The 21,167-nt window shown below is 64.5% G+C and carries 15 protein-coding genes; 5 read left to right on the forward strand and 10 right to left on the reverse strand.

The annotated features are described in order from the left end of the window. Window positions 1-96: 96 nt before the first annotated feature. Window positions 97-1,020 carry an AraC family transcriptional regulator gene (locus A8G15_RS18995; RefSeq protein ID WP_068163179.1) on the reverse strand — a complete coding sequence of 308 codons (924 nt, stop codon included), beginning with the start codon at window positions 1,018-1,020 and terminating at the stop codon, window positions 97-99. A gap of 166 nt (window positions 1,021-1,186) precedes the next feature. Between A8G15_RS18995 and A8G15_RS19000 the strand changes: the two genes are divergently transcribed. Together A8G15_RS19000 and A8G15_RS19005 are read left to right on the forward strand one after the other, a co-directional pair. Beyond that, window positions 1,187-2,398: a cytochrome P450 gene (locus A8G15_RS19000; protein WP_068163053.1), complete on the forward strand. Its 1,212-nt coding sequence runs from the start codon at window positions 1,187-1,189 to the stop codon at window positions 2,396-2,398. Then, window positions 2,386-3,393 carry a 2Fe-2S iron-sulfur cluster-binding protein gene (locus tag A8G15_RS19005; protein ID WP_068163055.1) on the forward strand — a complete coding sequence of 336 codons (1,008 nt, stop codon included), beginning with the start codon at window positions 2,386-2,388 and terminating at the stop codon, window positions 3,391-3,393. Before A8G15_RS19000 ends, A8G15_RS19005 begins: the two co-directional genes overlap by 13 nt. Window positions 3,394-3,855: 462 nt before the next feature. On the opposite strand, the gene A8G15_RS19010 is transcribed toward A8G15_RS19005, so the two are convergent. The 6 genes from A8G15_RS19010 to A8G15_RS19035 all read right to left on the reverse strand — a co-directional run bounded on the left by A8G15_RS19010 (window position 3,856) and on the right by A8G15_RS19035 (window position 14,239). Beyond that, complete coding sequence (locus A8G15_RS19010; protein ID WP_169833909.1) at window positions 3,856-6,180, reverse strand: helix-turn-helix transcriptional regulator; 2,325 nt, start codon at window positions 6,178-6,180, stop codon at window positions 3,856-3,858. Between the two features lie 349 nt (window positions 6,181-6,529). Next, window positions 6,530-8,638, reverse strand: coding sequence for an FUSC family protein (locus A8G15_RS19015; protein WP_082900007.1), 2,109 nt, complete (start codon window positions 8,636-8,638; stop codon window positions 6,530-6,532). A 27-nt stretch (window positions 8,639-8,665) separates the two neighbouring features. Further along, window positions 8,666-10,048: a glutamate decarboxylase gene (gad, locus tag A8G15_RS19020; RefSeq protein WP_068163064.1), complete on the reverse strand. Its 1,383-nt coding sequence runs from the start codon at window positions 10,046-10,048 to the stop codon at window positions 8,666-8,668. Window positions 10,049-10,133: 85 nt separating this feature from the next. Then, the gene (locus A8G15_RS19025) at window positions 10,134-12,119 is read right to left on the reverse strand and encodes a YhgE/Pip family protein (RefSeq protein ID WP_068163066.1); all 1,986 of its coding nucleotides are present in this window, start codon (window positions 12,117-12,119) and stop codon (window positions 10,134-10,136) included. 3 nt (window positions 12,120-12,122) lie between these two features. Then, window positions 12,123-12,866 carry an ATP-binding cassette domain-containing protein gene (locus tag A8G15_RS19030; RefSeq protein ID WP_082900008.1) on the reverse strand — a complete coding sequence of 248 codons (744 nt, stop codon included), beginning with the start codon at window positions 12,864-12,866 and terminating at the stop codon, window positions 12,123-12,125. Window positions 12,867-12,958: 92 nt separating this feature from the next. Continuing rightward, complete coding sequence (locus A8G15_RS19035) at window positions 12,959-14,239, reverse strand: metal-dependent hydrolase family protein (RefSeq protein WP_068163069.1); 1,281 nt, start codon at window positions 14,237-14,239, stop codon at window positions 12,959-12,961. Between the two features lie 177 nt (window positions 14,240-14,416). Between A8G15_RS19035 and A8G15_RS19040 the strand changes: the two genes are divergently transcribed. After that, on the forward strand, window positions 14,417-15,058 hold the full coding sequence (locus A8G15_RS19040; RefSeq protein WP_068163185.1) for a hypothetical protein: 642 nt from the start codon (window positions 14,417-14,419) through the stop codon (window positions 15,056-15,058). Between the two features lie 505 nt (window positions 15,059-15,563). Here A8G15_RS19040 and A8G15_RS19045 read toward each other — a convergent pair. From A8G15_RS19045 to A8G15_RS19055, 3 genes are read right to left on the reverse strand one after another with little or no spacing between them, the layout of a single operon-like run. Continuing rightward, on the reverse strand, window positions 15,564-16,205 hold the full coding sequence (locus A8G15_RS19045) for a hypothetical protein (RefSeq protein WP_068163072.1): 642 nt from the start codon (window positions 16,203-16,205) through the stop codon (window positions 15,564-15,566). Continuing rightward, window positions 16,192-17,730 carry a hypothetical protein gene (locus tag A8G15_RS19050; RefSeq protein WP_068163075.1) on the reverse strand — a complete coding sequence of 513 codons (1,539 nt, stop codon included), beginning with the start codon at window positions 17,728-17,730 and terminating at the stop codon, window positions 16,192-16,194. The genes A8G15_RS19045 and A8G15_RS19050 overlap by 14 nt, the downstream gene beginning before the upstream one ends. Next, a complete protein-coding gene (locus A8G15_RS19055; RefSeq protein WP_068163077.1) occupies window positions 17,727-18,614 on the reverse strand; it encodes an ABC transporter ATP-binding protein in 888 nt (295 codons plus the stop codon). The genes A8G15_RS19050 and A8G15_RS19055 overlap by 4 nt, the downstream gene beginning before the upstream one ends. 132 nt (window positions 18,615-18,746) lie before the next feature. Here A8G15_RS19055 and A8G15_RS19060 point away from each other — a divergent pair, with 132 nt between their 5' ends. Beyond that, window positions 18,747-20,081, forward strand: a complete 1,335-nt coding sequence (locus A8G15_RS19060; protein WP_068163080.1) for a sensor histidine kinase — start codon at window positions 18,747-18,749, stop codon at window positions 20,079-20,081. Beyond that, complete coding sequence (locus A8G15_RS19065) at window positions 20,066-20,737, forward strand: response regulator transcription factor (RefSeq protein WP_281180711.1); 672 nt, start codon at window positions 20,066-20,068, stop codon at window positions 20,735-20,737. The genes A8G15_RS19060 and A8G15_RS19065 overlap by 16 nt, the downstream gene beginning before the upstream one ends. Window positions 20,738-21,167: the final 430 nt, after the last annotated feature.

A 21,167-nucleotide genomic window follows, 5' to 3' on the forward strand; every position in this document is an offset into this window, starting at 1 on the left:
CCGCCATCGTGACGTACTCGGCGCGTCCGGTCCGTCGGTGTCCCGGGGCCGGTTTCCGGTTTTGCTCTTGGTCGAGCTTGTCGCACCCAGGGGCTCTCAACCACGCAGGACTTCGGTGGGAGTGACTCCGTACCGCTTCCGGAAGGCCGCAGCGAAGCGTCCCGGGTGACCGAAGCCCCATCGGAACGCTACGTCCGCCACCGTGATCCCCCCTGCCGCGAGGTCTGCGTGCGCACGATCCAGTCTGATGTCGAGCAGGCATGCGGACGGGCTGCTTCCCACGTACTCGGAGAACGCCTCCTGTAGCCGCCGCACACTCGTTCCGGCGATCTCCGCCATGTCGGCTGCCGTCCAGGCACGGCCCGGATCCTCCCGCAGAGCGTTCAACACCCGGCGCACCATCCCCGGCCGCGGTGCCGGTGACAGTCCGTCGACCGGCGCGACCGCCAGGACGAAGGCGGTGGTGACCGCTCCGGCGAGCTGAGCCGACACCAGAGGGTTCGTCAGCACGTGCGTGGCGCCGGTGAGCTGGTCGCTCAGTGATGCCACCAGCCCGTGCCATTCCTGCGCGGAACCCTTCAGATCGATCCGATCGGGCAGCTCGAGTCGCGACCGTATCTGGCCGCCGAGGATCCGGTCCGCTTCGCGTTCGAGGTGATTGCGGTCGAATTTGATTCCCAGGACCGAACATTCCGCATCCCAGAGTGTGATGAGCGACGGAGTGTCGGCGCGGAAGACCGTCGCGGAGCCCGGCTCGGAGACGACGACTCCCGAGCGGCCCCGCGATTCCAGCCGTCCACCGAGCGGGATGTTCACCTCGTAGGCGCCGGGATAGTCGCATTCGATCGCGACATCCGCTCCCCAGCTCATCCGGCCGATGGTCACACCACCGAGATCGGCCGACACGAGTTCGAGCTCGGGTCGATCCGTTTTCCCCAGGTCCGTGAGCCGGTGCGGGAAGTAGACGTCCGCCACCGCACGGGAAGCCTCGTCCCAATCCTCGATCTCGGGCACACTCACGCTTTCGAGATTAACCACTCCGGAGACCTGGATCACATAGTCGCGCGATCCGTCCAGAAGCCGCGCAATGTGCATCGACCCCCGGTCCAGTCGCGCCATATGGTCCACATCACACACATCGAGGGCCCCGTCCCGGGACCGAAGTTTCCACCGCGTAGGAGATCGAATGACCAGCACCCTCTCGTGGCTCGACGAGGTCACGATGGAACAGCTCGAGCGCAACCCGTATACCGTCTACGAGCGTCTTCGCGCCGAGGCGCCGGTGGCCTTCGTCCCTGTTCTCGGCGCCTATGTCGCCTCCACGATGGAGGCCTGCCGCGAGGTCGCGACCAGCGGCGACTTCGACGGCATCATCACGCCGGCGGGCGGGCGCACCTTCGGCCATCCCGCGATCATCGGCGTCAACGGCGACATCCACCGGGACCTGCGCTCCATGGTCGAACCTGCACTCCAGCCCGCCGAAGTGGACCGGTGGGTCGAGGATCTCGTCCGTCCCATCGCGCAGCGCTACGTCGAGGCATTCGAAACCGACGGCGAGGCGGATCTCGTCGCCCAGTACTGCGAGCCGGTGAGCGTGCGCGCCCTCGGCGACCTGCTCGGGCTGAAGGACGTCTCCTCGGACACGCTGCGCGAGTGGTTCCACAAGTTGTCGGATTCGTTCACCAACGCGGCGGTGGACGAGAACGGGAACTTCACCAGCCAGGAGCGTTTCGACGAAGGCGACCGGGCCAAGGAGGAGATCCGATCGGTCGTCGATCCGCTCATCGACCATTGGATCGAGCACCCCGACGACAGCGCCATCTCGCACTGGTTGCACGACGGCATGCCCGAGGGGAAGACACGCGACCGCGACTACATCTACCCCACGCTGTACGTCTTCCTGCTGGGAGCGATGCAGGAGCCGGGCCACGCGATGAGTTCGACGCTGGCGGGTCTGTTCACCCGTCCGGAGCAGTTCGAAGCAGTCGTCGACGAACCGTCGCTGATCCCCCGGGCGATCTCCGAAGGGATGCGTTGGACTGCACCGATCTGGTCGGGAACGGCGCGTATCGCCAAGCGGGACAGCATCGTCTCGGGGATCGGGATCGCCGAGGGTTCGGTGGTGATGTTGTCGTACGGGTCGGCGAACCACGACATCGACATCTTCGACGCACCGAGCGTTTACGACATGACGCGCCCGCCGCTTCCGCATCTCGCCTTCGGTGCCGGCAAGCATGCCTGCGCGGGCATCTACTTCGCGAACAACGTCAGCCGCATCGGCCTGGAAGAACTGCTCGAGACGATTCCGAACCTCGAGCGCGATACCTCCGAGGACGTCGAGTTCTGGGGCTGGGGCTTCCGTGGACCGAAGGCTCTGCACGCCCGATGGGAGATCTGACAGTGCCCTACACACTGACCGCCGGCGCCACCACGGTGCCGTGTGAACCCGAACAGACGGTGCTCGACGCATTCCTGCGCAGCGGCCAGTGGATGCCGAACTCGTGCAATCAGGGCACGTGCGGCACCTGCAAGATCCGGATCCACAGCGGCGAGGTGGATCACCGGAACTCACCGGAGCAGACGCTCACACCCGACGAACGCACCGCCGGCTACGCACTGGCGTGTCAAACCACACCGTGCAGCGACGCCGTCCTGGACACCCCTGCCGGGCAGGACTCGAGCGGCACACACATGCTGCGCGACGTCATGGCGACCGTCATCGAGGTCCGGGACATCGCCGCCGAGACCCGCAGGGTCCTGCTCACCGCCGACGAACCGCTCGAGTTCTCGGCCGGACAGTACGTCGAGCTCATGGTGCCCGGGACCTCCGTTCGGCGCCGGTACTCCCTGGCCAACCCTCCCTCGGAACCGAAACAGCTCGAACTGCACGTCCGGCGGCAGCCGGGTGGGACCGCGAGCGAATGGATCTTCGGAAGCATCGAGGTGGGTGAACGCGTGGAGATCACGGGTCCCTACGGCGACTTCACGTTCGATGCCGAGAGCGCCGGACCGATGGCGCTGCTCGGTGGTGGCACAGGCCTCGCCCCGCTCAAGGGCATCGTCCGGCACGCACTCGTCCTGAATCCCGATCGGGAGATCCTGCTCTACCACGGCGTCCGCACGTGCGCCGATGTGTACGACGCCGACTTCTTCCGAGAACTCGAGGCACGCCATCCGGGCTTCCGGTACGTCACCTGTGTCAGCCGGGAGACCGGTGGCGACCGGGAGGGCTACGTCACCGACGCGTTCGTGGAGGACGTGTCGTCCGCGAAGGAGTTCACCGGCTACATCTGCGGGTCCGACGCATTCGTCGAAGCATCGGTCAAGTCGTTCAAGCGGCGTCGCATGTCGCCGCGGCGTATCCGGCGGGAGCGATTCACTGCGGCCGGCTGAACCGGGGATGCGGCAGGGGCCGGGCGGATACCGGGATGGAACGCATGCTCGAATACGTAAAACCATGTGCGCCTTGATGATCGCATTCGGAATGCGGATGGATCGACCGACGCCACCGACCCGCCGCCCCTCGAACATCTCCGCCACCTGGGTGGACCGAGCCCGGACCGTTCGCGCACTGGTCGCTACTGCCTGCCTGCGTCTCTCGGGTCGTCTCGACAGGTTCGGCAGCGGTGGGTTCTCGTCTGCGCTGTCCCGTAGGACTCGGTTCCCGGTGAGGGAGGTTTCACGGCACAGGCACGGGAGCAAGGGAATTGCCGGTGCCGACGGCAGCGCAGTTGTCGGTGGGGCTGCGCCGGCGAACCGGTCGGTGAAGAACTGATGTGAGGAGGGGCGAAACGACCTTCACTCTGCCGATTCCCGAGTTCTCGTCTCCCTGTGTTGTGGCGAACAGGAGACGAACTATTCGAGAGGTAAGCGCCGCGCCGCCGCAATAGCGTCCTCACGCGAATGCACTCCCAGCTTGCGATACAGCGAACGCAGTTGTGTCTTGACGGTGTTGACACTGACGAATTGGGTTTCTGCAATGGACGTGGCACTCGCTCCGGCCAGTAAGCCCTCGAGAACTGCGCGTTCGCGCGAGGTCAATCGAACAGCGGGTTCGGCGACCGGAAACATGACGGACTCCGACATCATTCGCTCGCGAGGTAACGGGAGGGAGACACCGAGTGATGTGATGTTCCGCAGCATCGCCCGAGGTAATGATACGAAGGGCCGTAGCAAACCGGTGCGGTGTGACAGAGCCGCCGCGCGTGTCAGATGGCGACGCGCGTCCGTTCGGTGTCCCAACGCTGACGCTGCCGCGGCGCCGATCACGGCCAGTTCGGTTGACTCACGGGGTGTGCAGTGTGCATCGGAGCTGTAGTGGTGAACGATCGCTTCTGCGCCGGACGGGTCGTTCGTGTGCAGGAGAATTCGGGCGCGAGCAGGGGCTGTCAGGGGATGGTTCGACCGCTCGACGATGGTTCTGGCTTGGTTGAAGTGGCCGAGAGCGACACTGAGGTCGGCGTGGATTGCAGTCAGAAGCGAGCCGGCGATGCCGGCGCCCGGATGAGGGCACTGTTGCAACTCGTGGTCGAGGAACCGCAGTCCGTCGGCCGGTTTTGCGCTGGCAAGGGCATGGTAGCCGTGTGCATACAACACGAGAGCTCTGTGCTTGTCGTGCTGCTCGGCGCGGTCGAGTTCGGCCAGGGCTGTGTCCGCGGTGTGCGAGTCGAGCCGGTCGAGCGCTACCAGGGCGGCGGCAACCAATCCGGCGGTCGACACTGCCTTCCGATTCTCGCCGGGCGGTGGCGTATGCTGCCGTTCCTTGCGCAGCCAGATCTGGGCGTCGAGGCAAGCTCCGCGAAGGGCGTGGGCAAGGGCGAGTTCACCGGCGACATCACTTCCGGCGGCCGTGTCGGCTCCGGCACTGCGGGCACAGTGCACCCGTGTCGTTTCCGTCGCGTCGCCCGCCGGGGCGACGGGCAGCGAGGGGGAGCGCAAATCGTAACTGTGCGGATGCGTGGCCACCTGGGTGTGCCCCAGGGGTGGCGGAGCAGGCGTGATGGCATCGCACCCGTCAGTGACCTCGATAAAGGGTTCACTGTCGAGATGCCCCAGGTTGCCAGGGAAAGGGGTGGTGGCCTTCGAGCATGTCGCGGCCGCGGCCGCGGCCGCGGGCGCCGGTTCGGTCGATACACCCGCCCGTTCGAGGATGTGGTGGGGCGCCACGAGTGCTTTGTCGTTTTCTTTTGCTTCGCGCGAGGCATGCTGGAGGAGCGCCTGCCCGGCAGTTCTGAGAAATCCTCCGGGGTAAAGATGTGTCCAGTGCTGTTCGATGATGTTCCGGGCGACGGGCCAGCTCTCCGCTTCGAGCGCGTGCATCAGCGCCATATGAGGATTTGCTCGCTCGAGCCAGTACCGGACCAGGGCCTGGCGAGCTTGCTCCAACTCGGTTGGACACTCGGCGGCGGCGCGGCGCAAGAGAGCTTCCCGAACCGACCCGGGAAGTCTGCAGATGTGCTCGCCGGACGGTGGTGGACATTCGGCCATGCCGGTGGTCGTCAAGCTCTGCATGAAAGTGTCTGTGTCGATCAGAGACGACAGGGCGGCCGCAGACGAGGCGGACAGTGGCGATGCTGCTGCGGCGACCAGGATCTGGGGATACAGTGCCGCAATCTCGGGGTCTTCGTCCGCGATCCGCATCAGCAACCGGTCGACGGCGAGATCGACGATGGTGTCGAGATATTCGGATCCCGGGTCGATGGGCGCGCGCACGGAACGTATCGTGTCCCCGACTGCGGCGACGAGGGCGGGAAGGCCGTCCGTTCTGAGGGTGATCTGTTGTGCCGTAACTGGATTAAGGGTTACCCCGTATGTCCGAAGGGTTGACGAGGTTTCTTCTGCGGTGAAGGCGAGTGCCTGTGAACCGAGCGTGACCCAATCGCCCCGGTTCGGCAGGAGCGCTTGTCCGCCGCATGATCTCGTTGTGGCGATGATGCGCAGTCGTCGATTGCGTGCCAGCAACTCGTCGAGGCGACCGGCCGTGGGTTTCGACAGGTCGATACCGTCGAGGATGAGCGTGATGGGGGTGTCCAGGGGCGCGAGAAGAGCGCACAGTGCGTCGAAAGCACCGGATGGATCGTCGGCCGGCTCGGTACCCGCGCGGGAACACACCACCCCGATCACCCGGGTCCAGTACTGGTCTTCCTCGAGCACGGCGGTCGGTGGGTCGATGAACGCCACGATGGATCCAGATGCGTGGTTCGTCGCTGCCCACGTCCGGACGAGTGTCGACTTTCCTGAAAATCGGTTGCCGTGGATCAGTACGGACGAGGTCGGATTCGACAACACGTCGAACAACTGGAGACGAACCACGGGGTGTGTATTCGGGACGGGGTCCACGTTCCCTCCGATCATCGAGTCCATTCCCTCGCGGCCATCCCCCGACACACTGCGGTACCTCGGCGCAGTCTTTCCCAGGCTAATATTCTTTACCGATTGCCTGTGGTTCATTGAGTGTTTCTTTGCCCGGTTTTCGATTCGTTATCGGCATTGTCGTTTCGAATCGCTCGCGACAAGTTCTTGGATTCGGTCATCTCAGCATCGCGCTCAGCGTGGCGTCGATCCGCAGCAGTGGCGGCAGGATCGGCGGGAGTTGATCCGAGGTGATCCCCGTGGGCTCGTCACCGGTCCGGGGTAGGTCTTTCGGCGACCGCACTGGGCTGTCGATTCGGTTCCGAGCGTTGCGATGCCGGACGCGAGCGATATGGCCGCGTACCCGTTCGACGACCTCGACGAGCGCCGCGGAAGGCTCCGCGTACATTCCTGAATCGGCGCGGGGCGTCGTGTCGAGGGAGGCACTGGCCAGAGCGTGCGCCCCGCGGTTGATGTCGCGTAGTTGTTGTTCGAGCCACACCACCGTTCGGCTACGCCGCCTCATCGGGCTGTGGACGAACGGTGCAGCTGCCGACGAGACGACGGTGAGTTTCGTATCGAGCAGGCGCGCCGTCGAGACCACGTCGGCCGGGTCGAGGCCGCAGACTCCTGAAGAACACTCGTCGACCACGGTCGACAGTTGTTCGAAATAGTCGTCCACCGCTCGTGTGAGCGCCTGCCTCGAGCTTGTCGCGAAGATCAGGTATGCCGCGGCGATTCCGAGGACGGCACCGATCGCTGTTTCTTCGATGCGGACGACGAGGACTCCGACGGAGAATTCCCCCAGCAGCGTGTACAGGCCGGCAAGCATGATTGTCATGAACAGCGTCTGCAGGGCGTAATTGATCGGCTGCAGATAGTACGCCCAGAACACGCTCGTCAGGACGAGAACGATCTGGATGGCAGGGTGATGACCGACAACGGCCACTATGAGCATGCCGGCAACTACGCCTCCGATTGTTCCGGTGACCCTTTCCCCGGCTCGGACCAGCACTTCGCCTTCGGTGCTGGCCCCGTTGTAGACGAGAAACGCCGTGATCGCCGCCCAATACCAGTGGCTGGGGCTGAGAAGTTCTCCGGCCGCCGTCGCCACAGCGGTAGCGGCGGCAACCTGCAGCGCTGTGCGCGTGCTCGGTGACACCGCGCCGGCAGAGTTCGTTCGAGAGTCTCCTGCGATGGGGTGCTCGCGGATCCTTCTGCGGCGATCCGGAGGCGTACGGATCAGCTCCTCGAGACGAGCGTGTGCTGCGGCGGCCCGGTAGATCGAGTCTGCGGTCACTGCCTCGCGTATCGAGGTGTCGACTCCGGGGTGTGCTGCGCTGGCGTGCCGGTAGAGCGTGGCCGCATCGGCGCGGGACAGTTTCGGGCGCAGTGCCCCGTTGAGCATGCTGCAGGCCCGTTCGATCTCTGGGGAGCCCGCGGGAAGCGATTCCTCCGTGTCGGGCTTGCCGAACGCCCGCTCGATGCAGGCTTGTGCTTCGAACACGAGCCGTGAAAGCTCGGCGTTCGAGACACCGAGGCAGGTCTGCGCATCGTTGCGGTCGAGCCAGTCCTCGATCATCACGACGATGTCCTCGAGACGGTCGAATGCCAGTTTCATCGACGGCGGTTCTCGTTCTCGGGTCAGGTGTGGTGATTGCAGAATTGCACGACTATCCACGCGTAGTGCACCGATCAGGCTGCGGATCTCGCGCAGGGGCCGTTCCGGAAACACGAGGACACGTACGAGCAGGGTTACCGCCACGCCGGCGCAGACGCCGCCGTAGAGCAGCGGAAGTTCTGTGACCGTTGTGTGCAGGACGAGAGCATAGAAGTACCCGATATAGGCCACCATTCCCGAGGCGAGACCGCGCGGGCCCCACCGTCTGACCCACACCGCAACGAAGAGCACTGCTGCAAACACCACACCGGCGACGCGACCGAAACGCAGAAGCGCCGTCCCCAAGGTGACGGCGGCGAGTGCCGGAACGATGAGGAACGCGGTGGTGACGACACGTTGCCGTTGGGTGCGATCCTTGACCGAGACAGACGCCTGGATGCAAACGTACGAGCCCAGCAACACCGCGGGCATCGTGTGGCCGACCGAGTGTCCGAAACCCGTCAGGACGAGCGCTGCGAGTCCGAGCGCCGCCACTGTGGTCAGGGCTCTACGCAGCCGCAGGAATCCGGGGTCGGTGACGATCGCACACCGCACGAGCCGTGCGCCCGCGTCGGCACAGGCTCTGGATATCGAGCGCAGGTCGGCCGCAGGGGCGCGGCTGTCCATGTCCTTCCCCTGCGACCTCGACCTGAGTCAGTGGCTGAATGCCTGCGCGCTGTGTCCGCGGCCGAGACCGTCCCGCAACCGTTCGACGACGTCCCTGATCGCCAGTGCCAGTTTGTATGCGAGATCGCGACTGAACCCCTCCCGCAGAACGATCCGCAACACGGCAACGTCCTCCGCGTCCGCCGGCATCGTATAGGCGGGCACCTGGAAGCCGCGAGCCCGCAGTTCGTGCGAAATGTCGAAGACGGTGAAGCCGGGGTCGCCGACCACTTCGAACGACAGCACGGGGATCGCTGTTCCGTCCGTGATGATGTCCAGGTCGTCGATCTTCGAGATCTCTCCGGCCAGCATCAGCGCGGTGTCGCGCAGGGACTCCATGATCTGGGTGTACCCGGCCACTCCCAGCCGGATGAAGTTGTAGTACTGGCCGACGACCTGGTTCCCCGAACGGGAGAAGTTGAGAGTGAACGTCGGCATGTCCCCACCGAGATAGTTCACGCGGAACACCAGGTCCTCGGGCAGGTGCTCTTTCGAACGCCACACCACGAACCCGATGCCCGGATATGTCATGCCGTACTTGTGGCCGCTGACATTGATCGAGACGACTCGAGGAATCCGGAAGTCCCACTTCAGTTCCGGATGCAGAAACGGCACGACGAATCCACCGCTGGCAGCGTCCACGTGCAGCGGAACATCCGGGCCTCCACCGGCGGCGACATCGTCGAGGGTGTCGGCGATCTCCGCGACGGGTTCGAGCTCGCCGGTGAATGTCGTCCCGAGAATGGCCACCACACCGATCGTGTTCTCGTCGACGGCGTCACGGACCTGCTCCGCGGTGATGACGTACCGCCCGCGTTCCATGGGAAGGTACTTCGGCTCGACATCGAAATAGCGGCAGAACTTCTCCCAGACCACCTGGACGTTGCTGCCCAGGATGAGATTCGGTTTGCTGGAGTCTTTCCCGGCCGCCTCACGCTGTTGCCGCCAACGCCACTTGAGCGCGAGCCCGGCCAACATCACCGCTTCGGACGACCCCACCGTGGAGACACCGGTCGCCGAGGCCGGATCGGTCGGGGACAGATCCTCGGCGTGGAAGAGCGCAGCCACCATGTTGACGCAGCGCGTTTCGATCTCCGCTGTGGCCGGATACTCGTCCTTGTCGATCATGTTCTTGTCGAACGTCTCGGCCATGAGCCGGTCTGCCTGCGGGTCCATCCAGGTCGTGACGAAGGTCGCGAGGTTCAGGCGCGAGCTGCCGTCGAGCATCAATTCGTCGTGGATGAACCGGTACGCCGCCTCGGGTTCGGTCTCGGCTTTGGGAAGCCGCAGCGCCGGGATCGGGTCGGTGCCGAGTCTGCCGGTGTAGGCCGGTGCGAGCGTCTCTGCAGGAGCAGCACTGTGATCTGACATCTATTCCTCCGATACTCGGTGCATCGAACACTCGTCGATTCGATGGCATTGGTGAACTGGGCTTCGGTCGAATCGAAAACGTCGGTCAGACCTCGATCGGCGGGTAGAGCCTTTCCATCGTGTATCGACGGTTCCGCCGGACCGACAGGGCGCTTGCGGTCAGGGACACCAGCAGGATTCCCGTGAGCACCGCGATCGCGATCCACAAGCGTGAATCGATGTCTTCGGCCACGGTGAGCTGGCGCAGGCCGTTGACCGTGTAGGTCATCGGGTCGAACGGATGGATGTACTGGAAGGGCTTGGCTGTGGTCGGTACCGGGTAGATGCCACCGGCCGAGACCAACTGCAGCATCAGGAATGCCAGGGTTACCACGCGCCCGACGGCCACACCGAAGACCGCGTTGAACGCCTGGATCATCGCCAGGTACGTCGCCGAGACCAACATCAGGAACAAGATGGTTCCGGCCACGTGTTCGACATCGAGCCCGACTCCGAAGTGCACCACCGTGTACATCACGAGTACCTGGAGGACACCGACGAACAGGGCGGGCCAGTACGAGGCGAAGACCGTGCGGTAGAGCCCCACGCCGCCCACTGTGGGCCGGGACTGCAGCGGAGTCAGCAACATCCAGGTGATGATGCCGCCGACGAACAGGGCGAGTGAAAGGAAGAACGGCGCGAATCCGGTACCGAACGTCGACGCCTCGTTCGTGGTGTTCTGCTGCAAGGCCACCGGCGTCGACAAGGTGTCCGCGGTCGCGGTGCGCTGTTGATCGCTCCAACTGGGGACCTGTTGCGCACCTTGATCGAGGGCATCGGCCAATTCGTGCGAACCCGACTGCAACTCGGTCATACCCGACGCGAGCTGGCCGGCACCGTCCGAGAGCTGAAAGCTCCCATCGGTGAGCTGAATGAGACCGGAGTGCAGCGTCGCTGCGCCCGAGTTCAATTCGTTCACCCCGTTCTGCAGCTGACGTACATCCGCAGCGAGCCCACCGCTTCGGAGGAGAGCCACACCACTCTGCAACGGGCTGCTCGGATCGGTGAGCTGATACTCGAGAGCCTGCGCCTCGCCCTGCAGTCGCACGATCTCGGCACGCAACGCCTCCGCATCCGAAACCGTTCGCTGCGCGGTGAGCGGCGTCAACGCTGAGATCGCCCGCTGCACCATCGGGTCCGAACTGCGCCCCAGAATGTCGATCACCTGCTGTACCGCGGCACCTGCATCGGCCTGGACCGGTGACGGCACTCGACTCTCCAGCGCAATAAGCGATTGCCGAAGCTCGGTGGCCTGGGTGCCGACGTTCGCCAACGCACCCCCGTCGAGCGCTGTCAGCAACGGTCCGGTGACACCGTCGATGGCGGTCGCGAGCTGATCCGCTCCGGCGGCGAGTTGGGCCGAACCATCGCGCGCGGTGACCATGTTGTCAGCGAGTTCGGTTGCACCCGAATCGAGCTGGTCGGCGCCTGTTTTCGCCGTGTCGATGCCGGCCGCCAAGGTGTCGGCGCCGTCCGCGGCCTGCTTCAGACCCGAGCCTGCTGTCTCGAGCCCGACCAGCACCTGGTCGACGCCCTGGGCGCCGATCGTGGAGTTGACTTGACCGATCACCTGCTCGGACGCATCCTGGCCGATGATCGTGGCCAGGTAGTTGTTCGCATCGTTGAATGTGAAGGTGAGATTCGCCTTCTCGGGGTTGTCGCCGTTCGGGGACTCCACGGCTTCGGTGAAGTTCTCGGGAATGGTGATCGTGTAGTAGTACTTTCCGTGTGCGAGCCCGTCGGCTGCCTCGTCCTGCGAGACCTGCGCCAGGTCCAGTTGACCGGAGGCGACCAGCGAGTCGACCACCTGTTTGCCGGCGTCGACCTGTTCTCCGGTGGCCGAGCGTCCGGAGTCGTTGTTGACGATGGCCGCCGGAATCTTGTCGACGGCGCCGAACGGGTTCCAGAACGCCCACAGGTACATTGCGCCGTACAGAAGCGGCATGAGGATGATCGTGGCAATTGCGATGCGTGGCATCGTGCCACGGAAGTATCGTTTGGAGTCGCTGCCCAGCGAAATACCTGCCAGCACGAGTCACCTGCCCTCGGTCATGACGCCGATGTCCCCGGCCCCGAGCAGGCCGTGCATATCGATCACCGCGCGCACCCCCGTACCTGGGGGCAGGGCGTTCACGTCGGCGGTGATGATCGATTGCCGTTCCCCGAGCGCGATGAGGCGTTCGAGCAGCACGGTCCGCTCGATATCGTCGGCGATCTTGTCGATGCGTCCCACGACCAGCAGCGGGAGCCGACGAGTGTTGGCCACCGCAATACGTAGCAGGAGTTGTTGGAGTTCGGGAAGATCGTCGACGAATGCGTTGAGTGCGGGGAGCGGGACGTCGCCGAAGACCTCCTCGCACATCTCGGACACCCCTGTCTCGTCGACCCGCGGAACGAGTTTGTACCAGGGTGAATCCCAGCGCTTCTGCTCGGTGACGAGGTCGCGAACGGTGACCGACGGTGACACTTCGTCGAGTTCGTTCATGCAGGCGATAGCCGATCGGGCGAGCACCTTCGTGGGCTTGTCCCGGAACCCCAGTACTGTCAGCGATCCTTTGCTCAGTCGCATCCGTCCGCACAGCGCCATCAGCAGGGCGGTGCGGGCCGCACCGGCCTGCCCGGCGATCACCGTCACCCCCCCGGCGTCGATGTCGAGATCGAGTGGGCCGAACACGTGGCCCCACGGCCCCCGCAGTTCGATGCCCCGGGCCGATGCCAGAGTGCCCTCGATCGGCTGCCACGAGGCCGCGTACTCCTCTTCGACGTCCTGCTCGGTCATCTTTCACCCACGTTCTGCTTCGATTCGTCGGAGTTGATGGCGTGGTCGAAACGTGCCGCGGGGATCGGCGGCACTCTCCTGCGCGACACGCATCACAGAATGTTCTTGACGATCCGGCCGTTCTTGACGATGACGGAGAGGTTCTTGCCGGGGTCCGCCAGCAGGTTCAGATCTTCGAGTGGATTGCCGTCGACGAGCAGCACATCGGCCCACGCGTTCCTGGTGATCTCTCCGAATTTGGTCTGGCCGTAGGGATCTCGTTCGCCGGCCAGGCGGAACAGTTCAGCATTGCCGGAGGTGAGCATGCGCAAAGCCTCGACGTTGCTGTAGTAGTCACCCAACCGCGCTGCCATCTCGCTCTGCCGGGGGGCGATCTGCGGCTCGAGCAGCAGATCGGTGCCCCACGCGGTCTTGACGCCGTGCTTCTTCGCCCATTCGTAGACGTTCTCGACGCCGGTGCAGATCTGCCGGTCCTTCTCGGCGCGACCGGGATCGGGGTAGTGGTGGTCACCGAGCGCGAACGGCTGCATCGACAACCACACCTCCTTCTCGGCGAGCAACGCGATCGTCTCCTCATCGGCCAGGTGACCGTGCTCGATGGATTTCACCCCGGCAGCGAGCGCTCGACGAATCCCGGTGACGTTGTAGACGTGGGTTGCGACATAGGTTCCGTAGTCGGTCGCGGCATGTACCGCCGCTCGCAGTTCTTTGTCGATGAACTGAACCGTGTACAACGGGTCGTACATCGATGCCGCGCCGCCACCGACCATCAGTTTGATCTGCGAGGCGCCCTTCTTCAGTTGCTCCCGCACCGCGGCAAGGACCTGGTCCTCACCGTCGGCGACACGCATGAAGCCGATCTGTTCGGCCCGGCCCTGGTCACCGCCGAATGCGGTCGGGCAGTCGTAGACGAAACCGAAGTCGCCGTGCCCACTGGTTTGCGAGATCGCCGCTTGTGACGGGTAGATTCGCGGACCTTCGAACAATCCGCGATCGATCACCGACTTGATGCTGCCAGTGTCGCCGGCCATGTCGCGGACCGAGGTGAAACCGCGGTGCAGCATGTTCTTTGCTTCGGCGAGTCCGTTGAGCGCAATGTGGGCCTCGGTGCCCATCACCATGTCGATGTAGGAATTGGCGTTACCGACCAGATGGACATGTGCGTCGCTCATTCCGGGCATCAGTACCCGGCCGGCGCCATCGATGGCGACGGTTTCTCGGCCGGGCTCCTCGCCGATCGGCGACGTCGACACCGCGGCAATTCGATCGCCGTCGATCAGCACGTCACCTGAGACCAGATCGGCGGATACACCGTCGAAAACACGAACGTTGTGAAACAACAGGCGCTGGCTGGGTTCCGAAGATGCCGTCATGTGCGGGACGCTAACCCAGACCTACGCGTCGCTGCCCTCGAAACAGTTCTCATCCGAAGAATTCACCCTGCCCCTTCACCCTCCGCAATGCATGAACCAGTTGCGAAGCCGGAGTGCATTGTTCCCTTGGAAAAAGATTCCCACACACCGTGCCAAATGTTGTCTTATACTGCCGCCATGCTGATCCACCCGACCTTGCGCATGCAGTCCTGGGGATTTGTAATCGGAGCATTGCTTTTCGCTTTGGGTTCTGCTCCGGTGATTTCGACGCAGCTCGGAACTGTCGGCGCCAATACTTCCTTCTTCGTCGGCTCCTGGTTCTTCACCGCTGCAGCATTCGTTCAGTTGATGCTCAGTGGGGCCGCCACCGCAACGGACAGTGGTGGCACGGCGATTCGAGGTGAGTGGCTCGCCTCGTTCATTCAGTTCATCGGGACCCTGCTGTTCAACGTGAGCACGGGTGCTGCACTGTATGCACACACCGTCAAGGGAGAAATGCATCTGGTGTGGAACCCGAATGTCGAAGGTTCGCTGTGTTTTCTTGTCTCCAGTGCACTCGCAGTGCTTATTCTGTGGCGCTGCGGGCAGCGTTGGGAGCCGCGCTCGAAGGAATGGCAGAGCGGGTGGCTCAATATGCTCGGGTCCATCGCATTCGGGGTCTCCGCCGCCGGAGCCTTCGTGCTCGACGATGGCAACACCTTGGACCCGAACGTCGCCAATGTGGGCACCTTCGTCGGCGCACTGTGCTTCCTGGCTGCCTCAGCGGTGTTTCTGGGCAAGAGCGAAGAGATCGTCTCGATGCCCTCGTCGGCGGGTTGAGAAGAGCCGCAAAATCAATTCTGCTCAGTCCTTCCCGAAACGCGTGGTTCTTGCATGTCCCGAGTGGACGGGCCACGCGCTTTCGCAGCCTCGGGACTCTCGTAGATGTCCGGCAATGACAGGTTTGTCGTCGCGCCGGAGCGGGTCGTTCCGGATGAATATCCCGGCTTCGACCGGCGCTCCGAAGACTGCTTTCTCGTATCGGCACGAACGATGCCAGGGAGACTGTATTCGAGCCGACTCGGGTATCGACTGGCTCGACCATCGGAGGCTTCACGGTGAGATCGGGTTGATCGCACCCTCCGAAGCCGAACAGTTCCAATACCATTCACACGATCCCGCCGGAACGACGGCAGGTCATCGAGAGCCTCCACCGAACCCGGGACCCAGCATTCTGCTCTGCGATCGGACGGAAGCCCGCAGTGCGAATGCACACCTCGCGGTACTGCCCGGTAGCAACCGTCCCTGCGAGGTGTGCATTCACTCTGCATACTTCGATCTCGTCTCAGCGAGGGTCCGTCGTTGCGGAGACCGCGCCATCTCCGGACCGTAGGCGCACCGGGATCCCGGCGGGATCCTGCGGTACCTCGACGGTGCTCGTCCCCGTCCCCGACACGGCGTCCACCGCGTAACCGCCGGGGCCCGCGACCAGCGTGACGTCCCCGTAGCGGGAATTCAGATCGACGGCGGCACGGGTGTCGGTCACCGTCAGATCGCCGAATTTCGAATTCCCTTGGACGACGGTCCCGTACGGGACGGCGATCTCGTATCGGGCGACGCAGGTGGGGTTGCCGACGGCAAATCTGTCGGGGCAACTCGCGCTGATCATCAGACCGGACCCGTCGGTGTCGATTCGTTCATCGGGCTTGTCGCCGTCGGTGAACTCGAAGGTGCGCCGGATCTCGATGTCGTCGCGGTCGGAGCCGATCACCTGGGCGCTCAGGGCCGCGATGGTGACACCGAACTGTTTTGCACCCGCATCATCGAAATCGAGTGTGACGGACGTGGCTCCGCTGTAGCTGTCACTCCGCTGTTCGCGACTCGTGGAATCGGCAGTGCAACCGGCGAGTGCTACAGACGAAAGCGCCAGCGCCGCAACACCGACGGAGAGGTGGAATTTCCTGGGTGCGGTTTCAACGACGGGCATGGCGAATCTCCTGAACGAGGACGGTGGCGGCGATCAGCACGGCGCTGATGCCGAAGGACAACAGTGGAGGCGGGCCGCTGAGCGACCCATCGGTGCGGAGCACGCCCATGACGTCGACCGCTGCGACCCCGTTGAGTACGCCATACCAGATCACCAGGTAGACAGCCTGGAACACGCGTGCGTCCCGGCCGATCGACCCGATCAGCAGCGCAAGAGCAGGAATCACCGTCGCACCCGCAACCCACGCCGTGACTCCGGTCGCGTCCGCTGCAAGGAGCATCTTCACCAGCGGGCCGACACCGGCGACGACCGCGATGAGCACGCCTGCACCCCACTCGGCGATGAGTCTGACGCGGGACGAGACACCACACTCCACAAGGGGAGCGACGCCTAGTTCACAGGTGAGTGTGCCGAGACGTGACCACAACAGCACCGGCAACAACCAGGCGAACAGTAGCGCGGTGCCGACGCGATCAGCGGGAACGGCGAGGGCTGCGATCGTAACGATCGCGAGTGTGAGCCACCACCACCGCGACACGCTTCCGAGATGAATGCGCACCTCGCCGAGCAGCAACCCCGGGAACGCCTGTCCACGCTCGGCCGGCGACAGCGTTCGCGGACCCTGTGAGAATGCTCGTGCAACGGGAGCCTCGGTCGCGGGTACGTCAGACGTATTCGAGGGAGAGCGTTGCTGTCGTGAGGGGTCGAACCGGCCGAACCAGAGGGCAGGAAGGATGGCGGCGAGCGTCGAGGCCGCAATCAACCCCGCACTCGCGGCGGCGAGAGTCGCGTCGACGTCCGTTCCGGACCACGTGAACTGCCCGAGAGCGCCCGGTTCCGCGGTGAGCCCGATCGAGATCTCGTCATCCATCCCGGGGTGCTGCGCCGCCAGGTCGGCCTGGAACCCTGCGGTGACCGATCCGTAGACCAGCGGAATCCCGGCCAGGAACATCGAGGGATATACGAAGAACCACAGGACGTTTCCCGCACCACCTCGCAAGAACGGGACCGTTTCGAAGACGACGGCTGCTGCTGCGGCCACGGTCAGGACAGGAAGACAGAACAGCACGAGCGGAAGCCAGAGCGCCGTCATGTCGAGACTCGTGGATTCCCCGCGGAGAAGCTGCATCACGGGTGCGATCAGGGCGAGTGCGGCAGCCATCGCCGCGAGCACCATCAGGTTGCTCAGATACTTGCCCAGCAGATACATCGGCGTGCGCAACGGGGAGGCGGAAAGCGTTTCGCCTACGCCGGTGGAAATGTCGCGCGCGATGCTGCTGCGGACGACGTAGAACCCGAACAGCGGCAACCACAGGCTGCCGATCATGGCGAGCAACATGCCGACGTACGCGCTGTCGTACAGTCCCCGGAACGATCCGACCTTGACCATCGCGTACGTCGCAGAGACAGGCGGGACGGCAACATAGCCGAGTGCGACAGCGCCGAGCACCGTCACCAGGAACGAGGGCCGCCGCGAACGATCCCGGAAGTCGGCCATCGCGACGGCAGCGAGGGCGCCTGTCATCGGTTCACCCCGGTCGGCGCCATCGGGCTGTGGACCGCGTTGACGTACGCGTCTTCGAGATCGGGTTCGACAGGACGAGCCCCCGGCATCGGAGGTGTATGAGCGACCGCACGGATACGCACGCCCTGTGCTGTTCGGACCGTGCGGGTTATCGTCGCTCGTTGCCGGATCTCGGCCACGGCATCGCCGGGAACCATCGCTTCCCACACCAGACCGTCCGCGGAACGGAGAAGTTCCTCGGGGGTGCCACGCCGACGTAGCTCGCCTGCGGTGAGTATCGCGATGTCGCCGGCGACCGCTTCGATGTCCGACACGATGTGAGTGGACAGGATGACGATCCGGTCGTTCGCCAGATCCCCGAGCAGGTTGCGGAACCGCATACGTTCCTCGGGGTCCAGCCCGACCGTCGGTTCGTCGACGATGAGAAGCTCGGGGTCGCCCAGGAGTGCCTGCGCGATACCGACACGCTGGCGCATACCGCCGGAGAACTTACCCAGCGGCCGCGATCCCGTGTCCGTCAGGTTGACGAGTTCGAGCAGCTCGTCGATCCGCTCCCTGGCCGACCGCGCAGTCAGACCTTTGACCGCGGCGAGATACCGGAGGAACTCCCGGGCACTGAGATTCGGGTAGACACCGAAATCCTGCGGCAGGTAACCGAGGACGCGTCGGAGCGGCTCCGGCCGAGCGACGATGTCGGTGCCGTTCCACATGACCGTACCGGTGGTCGGGCGGGTGATCGTGGAGAGAATGCGCATCAGCGACGACTTACCGGCTCCGTTGGGGCCGAGGAGGCCGAGAATCCCGGGCCCGATCCGCATGCTGATGTCGGTGACGGCCTGTTTACCCCGATAGGTTTTGGTGACGTTGTTCAGCTCCAAATGCATGACTTCAGCTGACCATTCGACCGGTGGTGCGGTCACTGGGTCCACGTGCCGGATCGAAGGTGGTGCCAGCACCACCTTTCGGCTGTACTCCGCCTCATCCCGAAGCAGTGGCCGCGTCGATAGGCTCACTCGGTGTCCTCCGATGAACCGACCACGGTGCTCACCGCGATCACACGGCGCCGCTTCCTGCTGACCGGGTGGCCGTGGCGATCGCTGGGTCATGTGCTGACCACCGTCCCGGTGGTGTGTGTGGTGGCGTTGCCGTTCGCGGCGTTCTGCGTCCCGTGGCTCGTGCTGGCCGTGTGGGCCGGCGACGGTATGTATCCGCAACCGCTCGGCAGAGTGCTGTTCCTCGGTGTCCTCGGCGCAGTGCTGGTGTTCGGGCTCGGCCCGTTGGTGGCGATACCGCTGGCGGCCCTGGAACGAACGCGCCTGCGTCTGGTCAGCGGTGACCGGACTCTCTCGACTCACCGTTGCCCTCCGGCAGCAGGCCTGTGGGCGTGGGTGCGCACCCGCTACACCGAGGCCGCAACATGGAGGGAACTCGGTTACGCAGTCCTACTGCTCACCTTGATTCCGGCGTTGTTGCTCTCGGGTGCGGTGATCGTCGGGCTCATCGTGGTGATGGTGGTGAGCCCCCTGATGGTGGGTGACGGCGACGGGGCGGTGGCGCTCGGTTTCAGCCAGATCACCTCGGTCGATCAGGCCGTTCCGTACGCGATCGCAGGTCTGCTCCTGTTGCCGGCGATCCCGTATGTGATCGCTCTGATCGCGGGACTGCACGGTGCGTTCGCCCGGTCGTTGTTGTGCGGCGACGACCCGGACGCGCTTCGCGCACGACTGGTGGAGGTGTCCCGATCCCGGGCTCGGCTGGTCGATTCCTTCGAGGCGGAACGTCGCAGGATCGAGCGGGACCTGCACGACGGCGCGCAGTCGCTGCTCGTCAACCTCACCCTGCAGTTGGGTATGGCCAAACTTGACCTCCCACCTGATTCTGCAGCCGCGAAGAGCGTGTCGCAGGTGCATGATCAGGCCAAGGAATTGATGGCGGAACTGCGGCAACTCATTCGGGGAATCCACCCCAGGGTCCTCACCGACCGTGGCCTGCCCGACGCGTTGCGTGCGCTGGCCGAAGACTTCGTGGCCCCGGTCGGCGTCACCGCGGACATCCCGTTCCGCCCCGCCCCGGACGTCGAGGTCGCGGCGTACTTCGTGGTGGTCGAGGCGCTCAACAACGTTGCCAAACATGCGGATGCGACGGCCGTCGATGTGGCGGTCCGACGCGCCGGGGACCTGCTGGTCGTCGAGGTGGTTGACGACGGTTGCGGCGGTGCGGATCCGGAACGAGGCAGCGGTCTGACGGGCCTGGCCGATCGGGTCGCGGTGGTCGACGGCAGAATGCTGTTGTCCAGCCCGCCTGGCGGGCCCACCGTTGTCCGTGTGGAGTTGCCGTGGATCGAGAACTGACTGCCGTGCGAGTGGTCCTCGCCGAGGACGGTGCACTGCTGCGCGAAAGCCTCGCCGCGATGCTCGAGCGATTCGGATTCGAGGTCGTGGCTGCGGTCCCGGATGCCGTGGAATTGGAATCGGCTGTCGCCGAGCACCGTCCGGATCTGGTTGTGACGGATGTGCGGATGCCGCCGGGGTTCACCGACGAGGGGTTGCGCGTATCGGTGGCACTGCGACGAACCTATCCGGACCTTGCCGTGGTCGTGCTGAGCCAGTACGTCGAATTGAGTTACGCCGACGAACTCATGGGCGCGGACGGTGGACGGGTCGGCTATCTGCTGAAGGATCGCATCGTCGATGTCGAGGAGTTCGTCTCCACTCTGCGGCAGGTGGTTGCCGGCGGCACTGTGATCGATCCCATGGTCATACAGCAGTTGTTCCGCCGCAGGCGGGATCCGTTGGCGCAGTTGTCGCCGCGCGAACGGGAGGTGCTCGCCTCGATCGCAGAGGGGCATTCGAATGCGGCGATCGCCGCTCAGTTGTTCATCACCGAATCGGCCGTGGGCAAGCATGTCGGCAGCATCTTCAACAAACTGGCGCTGCCGCCGGCCGAGGACACGAATCGTCGGGTGCTGGCGGTGCTCGCCTATCTACGTCGGGACGAGTTCGACTGAGACGCCTCGCTGCGAACGAGGACCTGGTCACGAGGCGACCCTTCGATCGTCTTTCAGACCCGATGAGTGACGCCACGGTGGTGCGGACCTGCCCGGTGGAGAGATCATCTGCTGGGACGGGTCGGCGCGCGTACGTCGAGGAAACCGCATCGGCGCACCGGAAGTGGCATCGCAGGCCGATGGCACCTGTGGCACAACCTGTTCGCTGCCACGGAGGAGGTGCGGGAACGCACGTTGCCTGGTGCGCTGGGGAACAACAGCATTCGTTGCCGGGAAGTGCGCGATCCGTCGGTACGCAGGTCGATCCGGTGTTCTTCGATTTCCCGAACCGCCGCAAGCAACCGCGGTATGCTGCGGGTGGCAGTGAGCCCGTCCGCCGCCAGCGCAATTCGCGTGACCGCGATCCGCTCCGGTCGTGCCTGCACGGCAG

Source organism: Rhodococcus phenolicus (genome assembly GCF_001646785.1).
GTDB classification, from domain to species: Bacteria; Actinomycetota; Actinomycetes; order Mycobacteriales; family Mycobacteriaceae; genus Rhodococcus; species Rhodococcus phenolicus.

What these genes read in the sequence shown, in the direction of transcription:
- A8G15_RS19035 (WP_068163069.1), bottom strand. Translation starts at nt 14,239, where the DNA reads ATGACGGCATCTTCGGAACCCAGCCAGCGCCTGTTGTTTCACAACGTT.
- A8G15_RS19005 (WP_068163055.1), top strand. Translation starts at nt 2,386, where the DNA reads ATGGGAGATCTGACAGTGCCCTACACACTGACCGCCGGCGCCACCACG.
- gad (WP_068163064.1), bottom strand. Translation starts at nt 10,048, where the DNA reads ATGTCAGATCACAGTGCTGCTCCTGCAGAGACGCTCGCACCGGCCTAC.
- A8G15_RS19040 (WP_068163185.1), top strand. Translation starts at nt 14,417, where the DNA reads ATGCTGATCCACCCGACCTTGCGCATGCAGTCCTGGGGATTTGTAATC.
- A8G15_RS19050 (WP_068163075.1), bottom strand. Translation starts at nt 17,730, where the DNA reads ATGACAGGCGCCCTCGCTGCCGTCGCGATGGCCGACTTCCGGGATCGT.
- A8G15_RS19030 (WP_082900008.1), bottom strand. Translation starts at nt 12,866, where the DNA reads ATGACCGAGCAGGACGTCGAAGAGGAGTACGCGGCCTCGTGGCAGCCG.
- A8G15_RS19000 (WP_068163053.1), top strand. Translation starts at nt 1,187, where the DNA reads ATGACCAGCACCCTCTCGTGGCTCGACGAGGTCACGATGGAACAGCTC.
- A8G15_RS19045 (WP_068163072.1), bottom strand. Translation starts at nt 16,205, where the DNA reads ATGCCCGTCGTTGAAACCGCACCCAGGAAATTCCACCTCTCCGTCGGT.
- A8G15_RS19055 (WP_068163077.1), bottom strand. Translation starts at nt 18,614, where the DNA reads ATGCATTTGGAGCTGAACAACGTCACCAAAACCTATCGGGGTAAACAG.
- A8G15_RS19015 (WP_082900007.1), bottom strand. Translation starts at nt 8,638, where the DNA reads ATGGACAGCCGCGCCCCTGCGGCCGACCTGCGCTCGATATCCAGAGCC.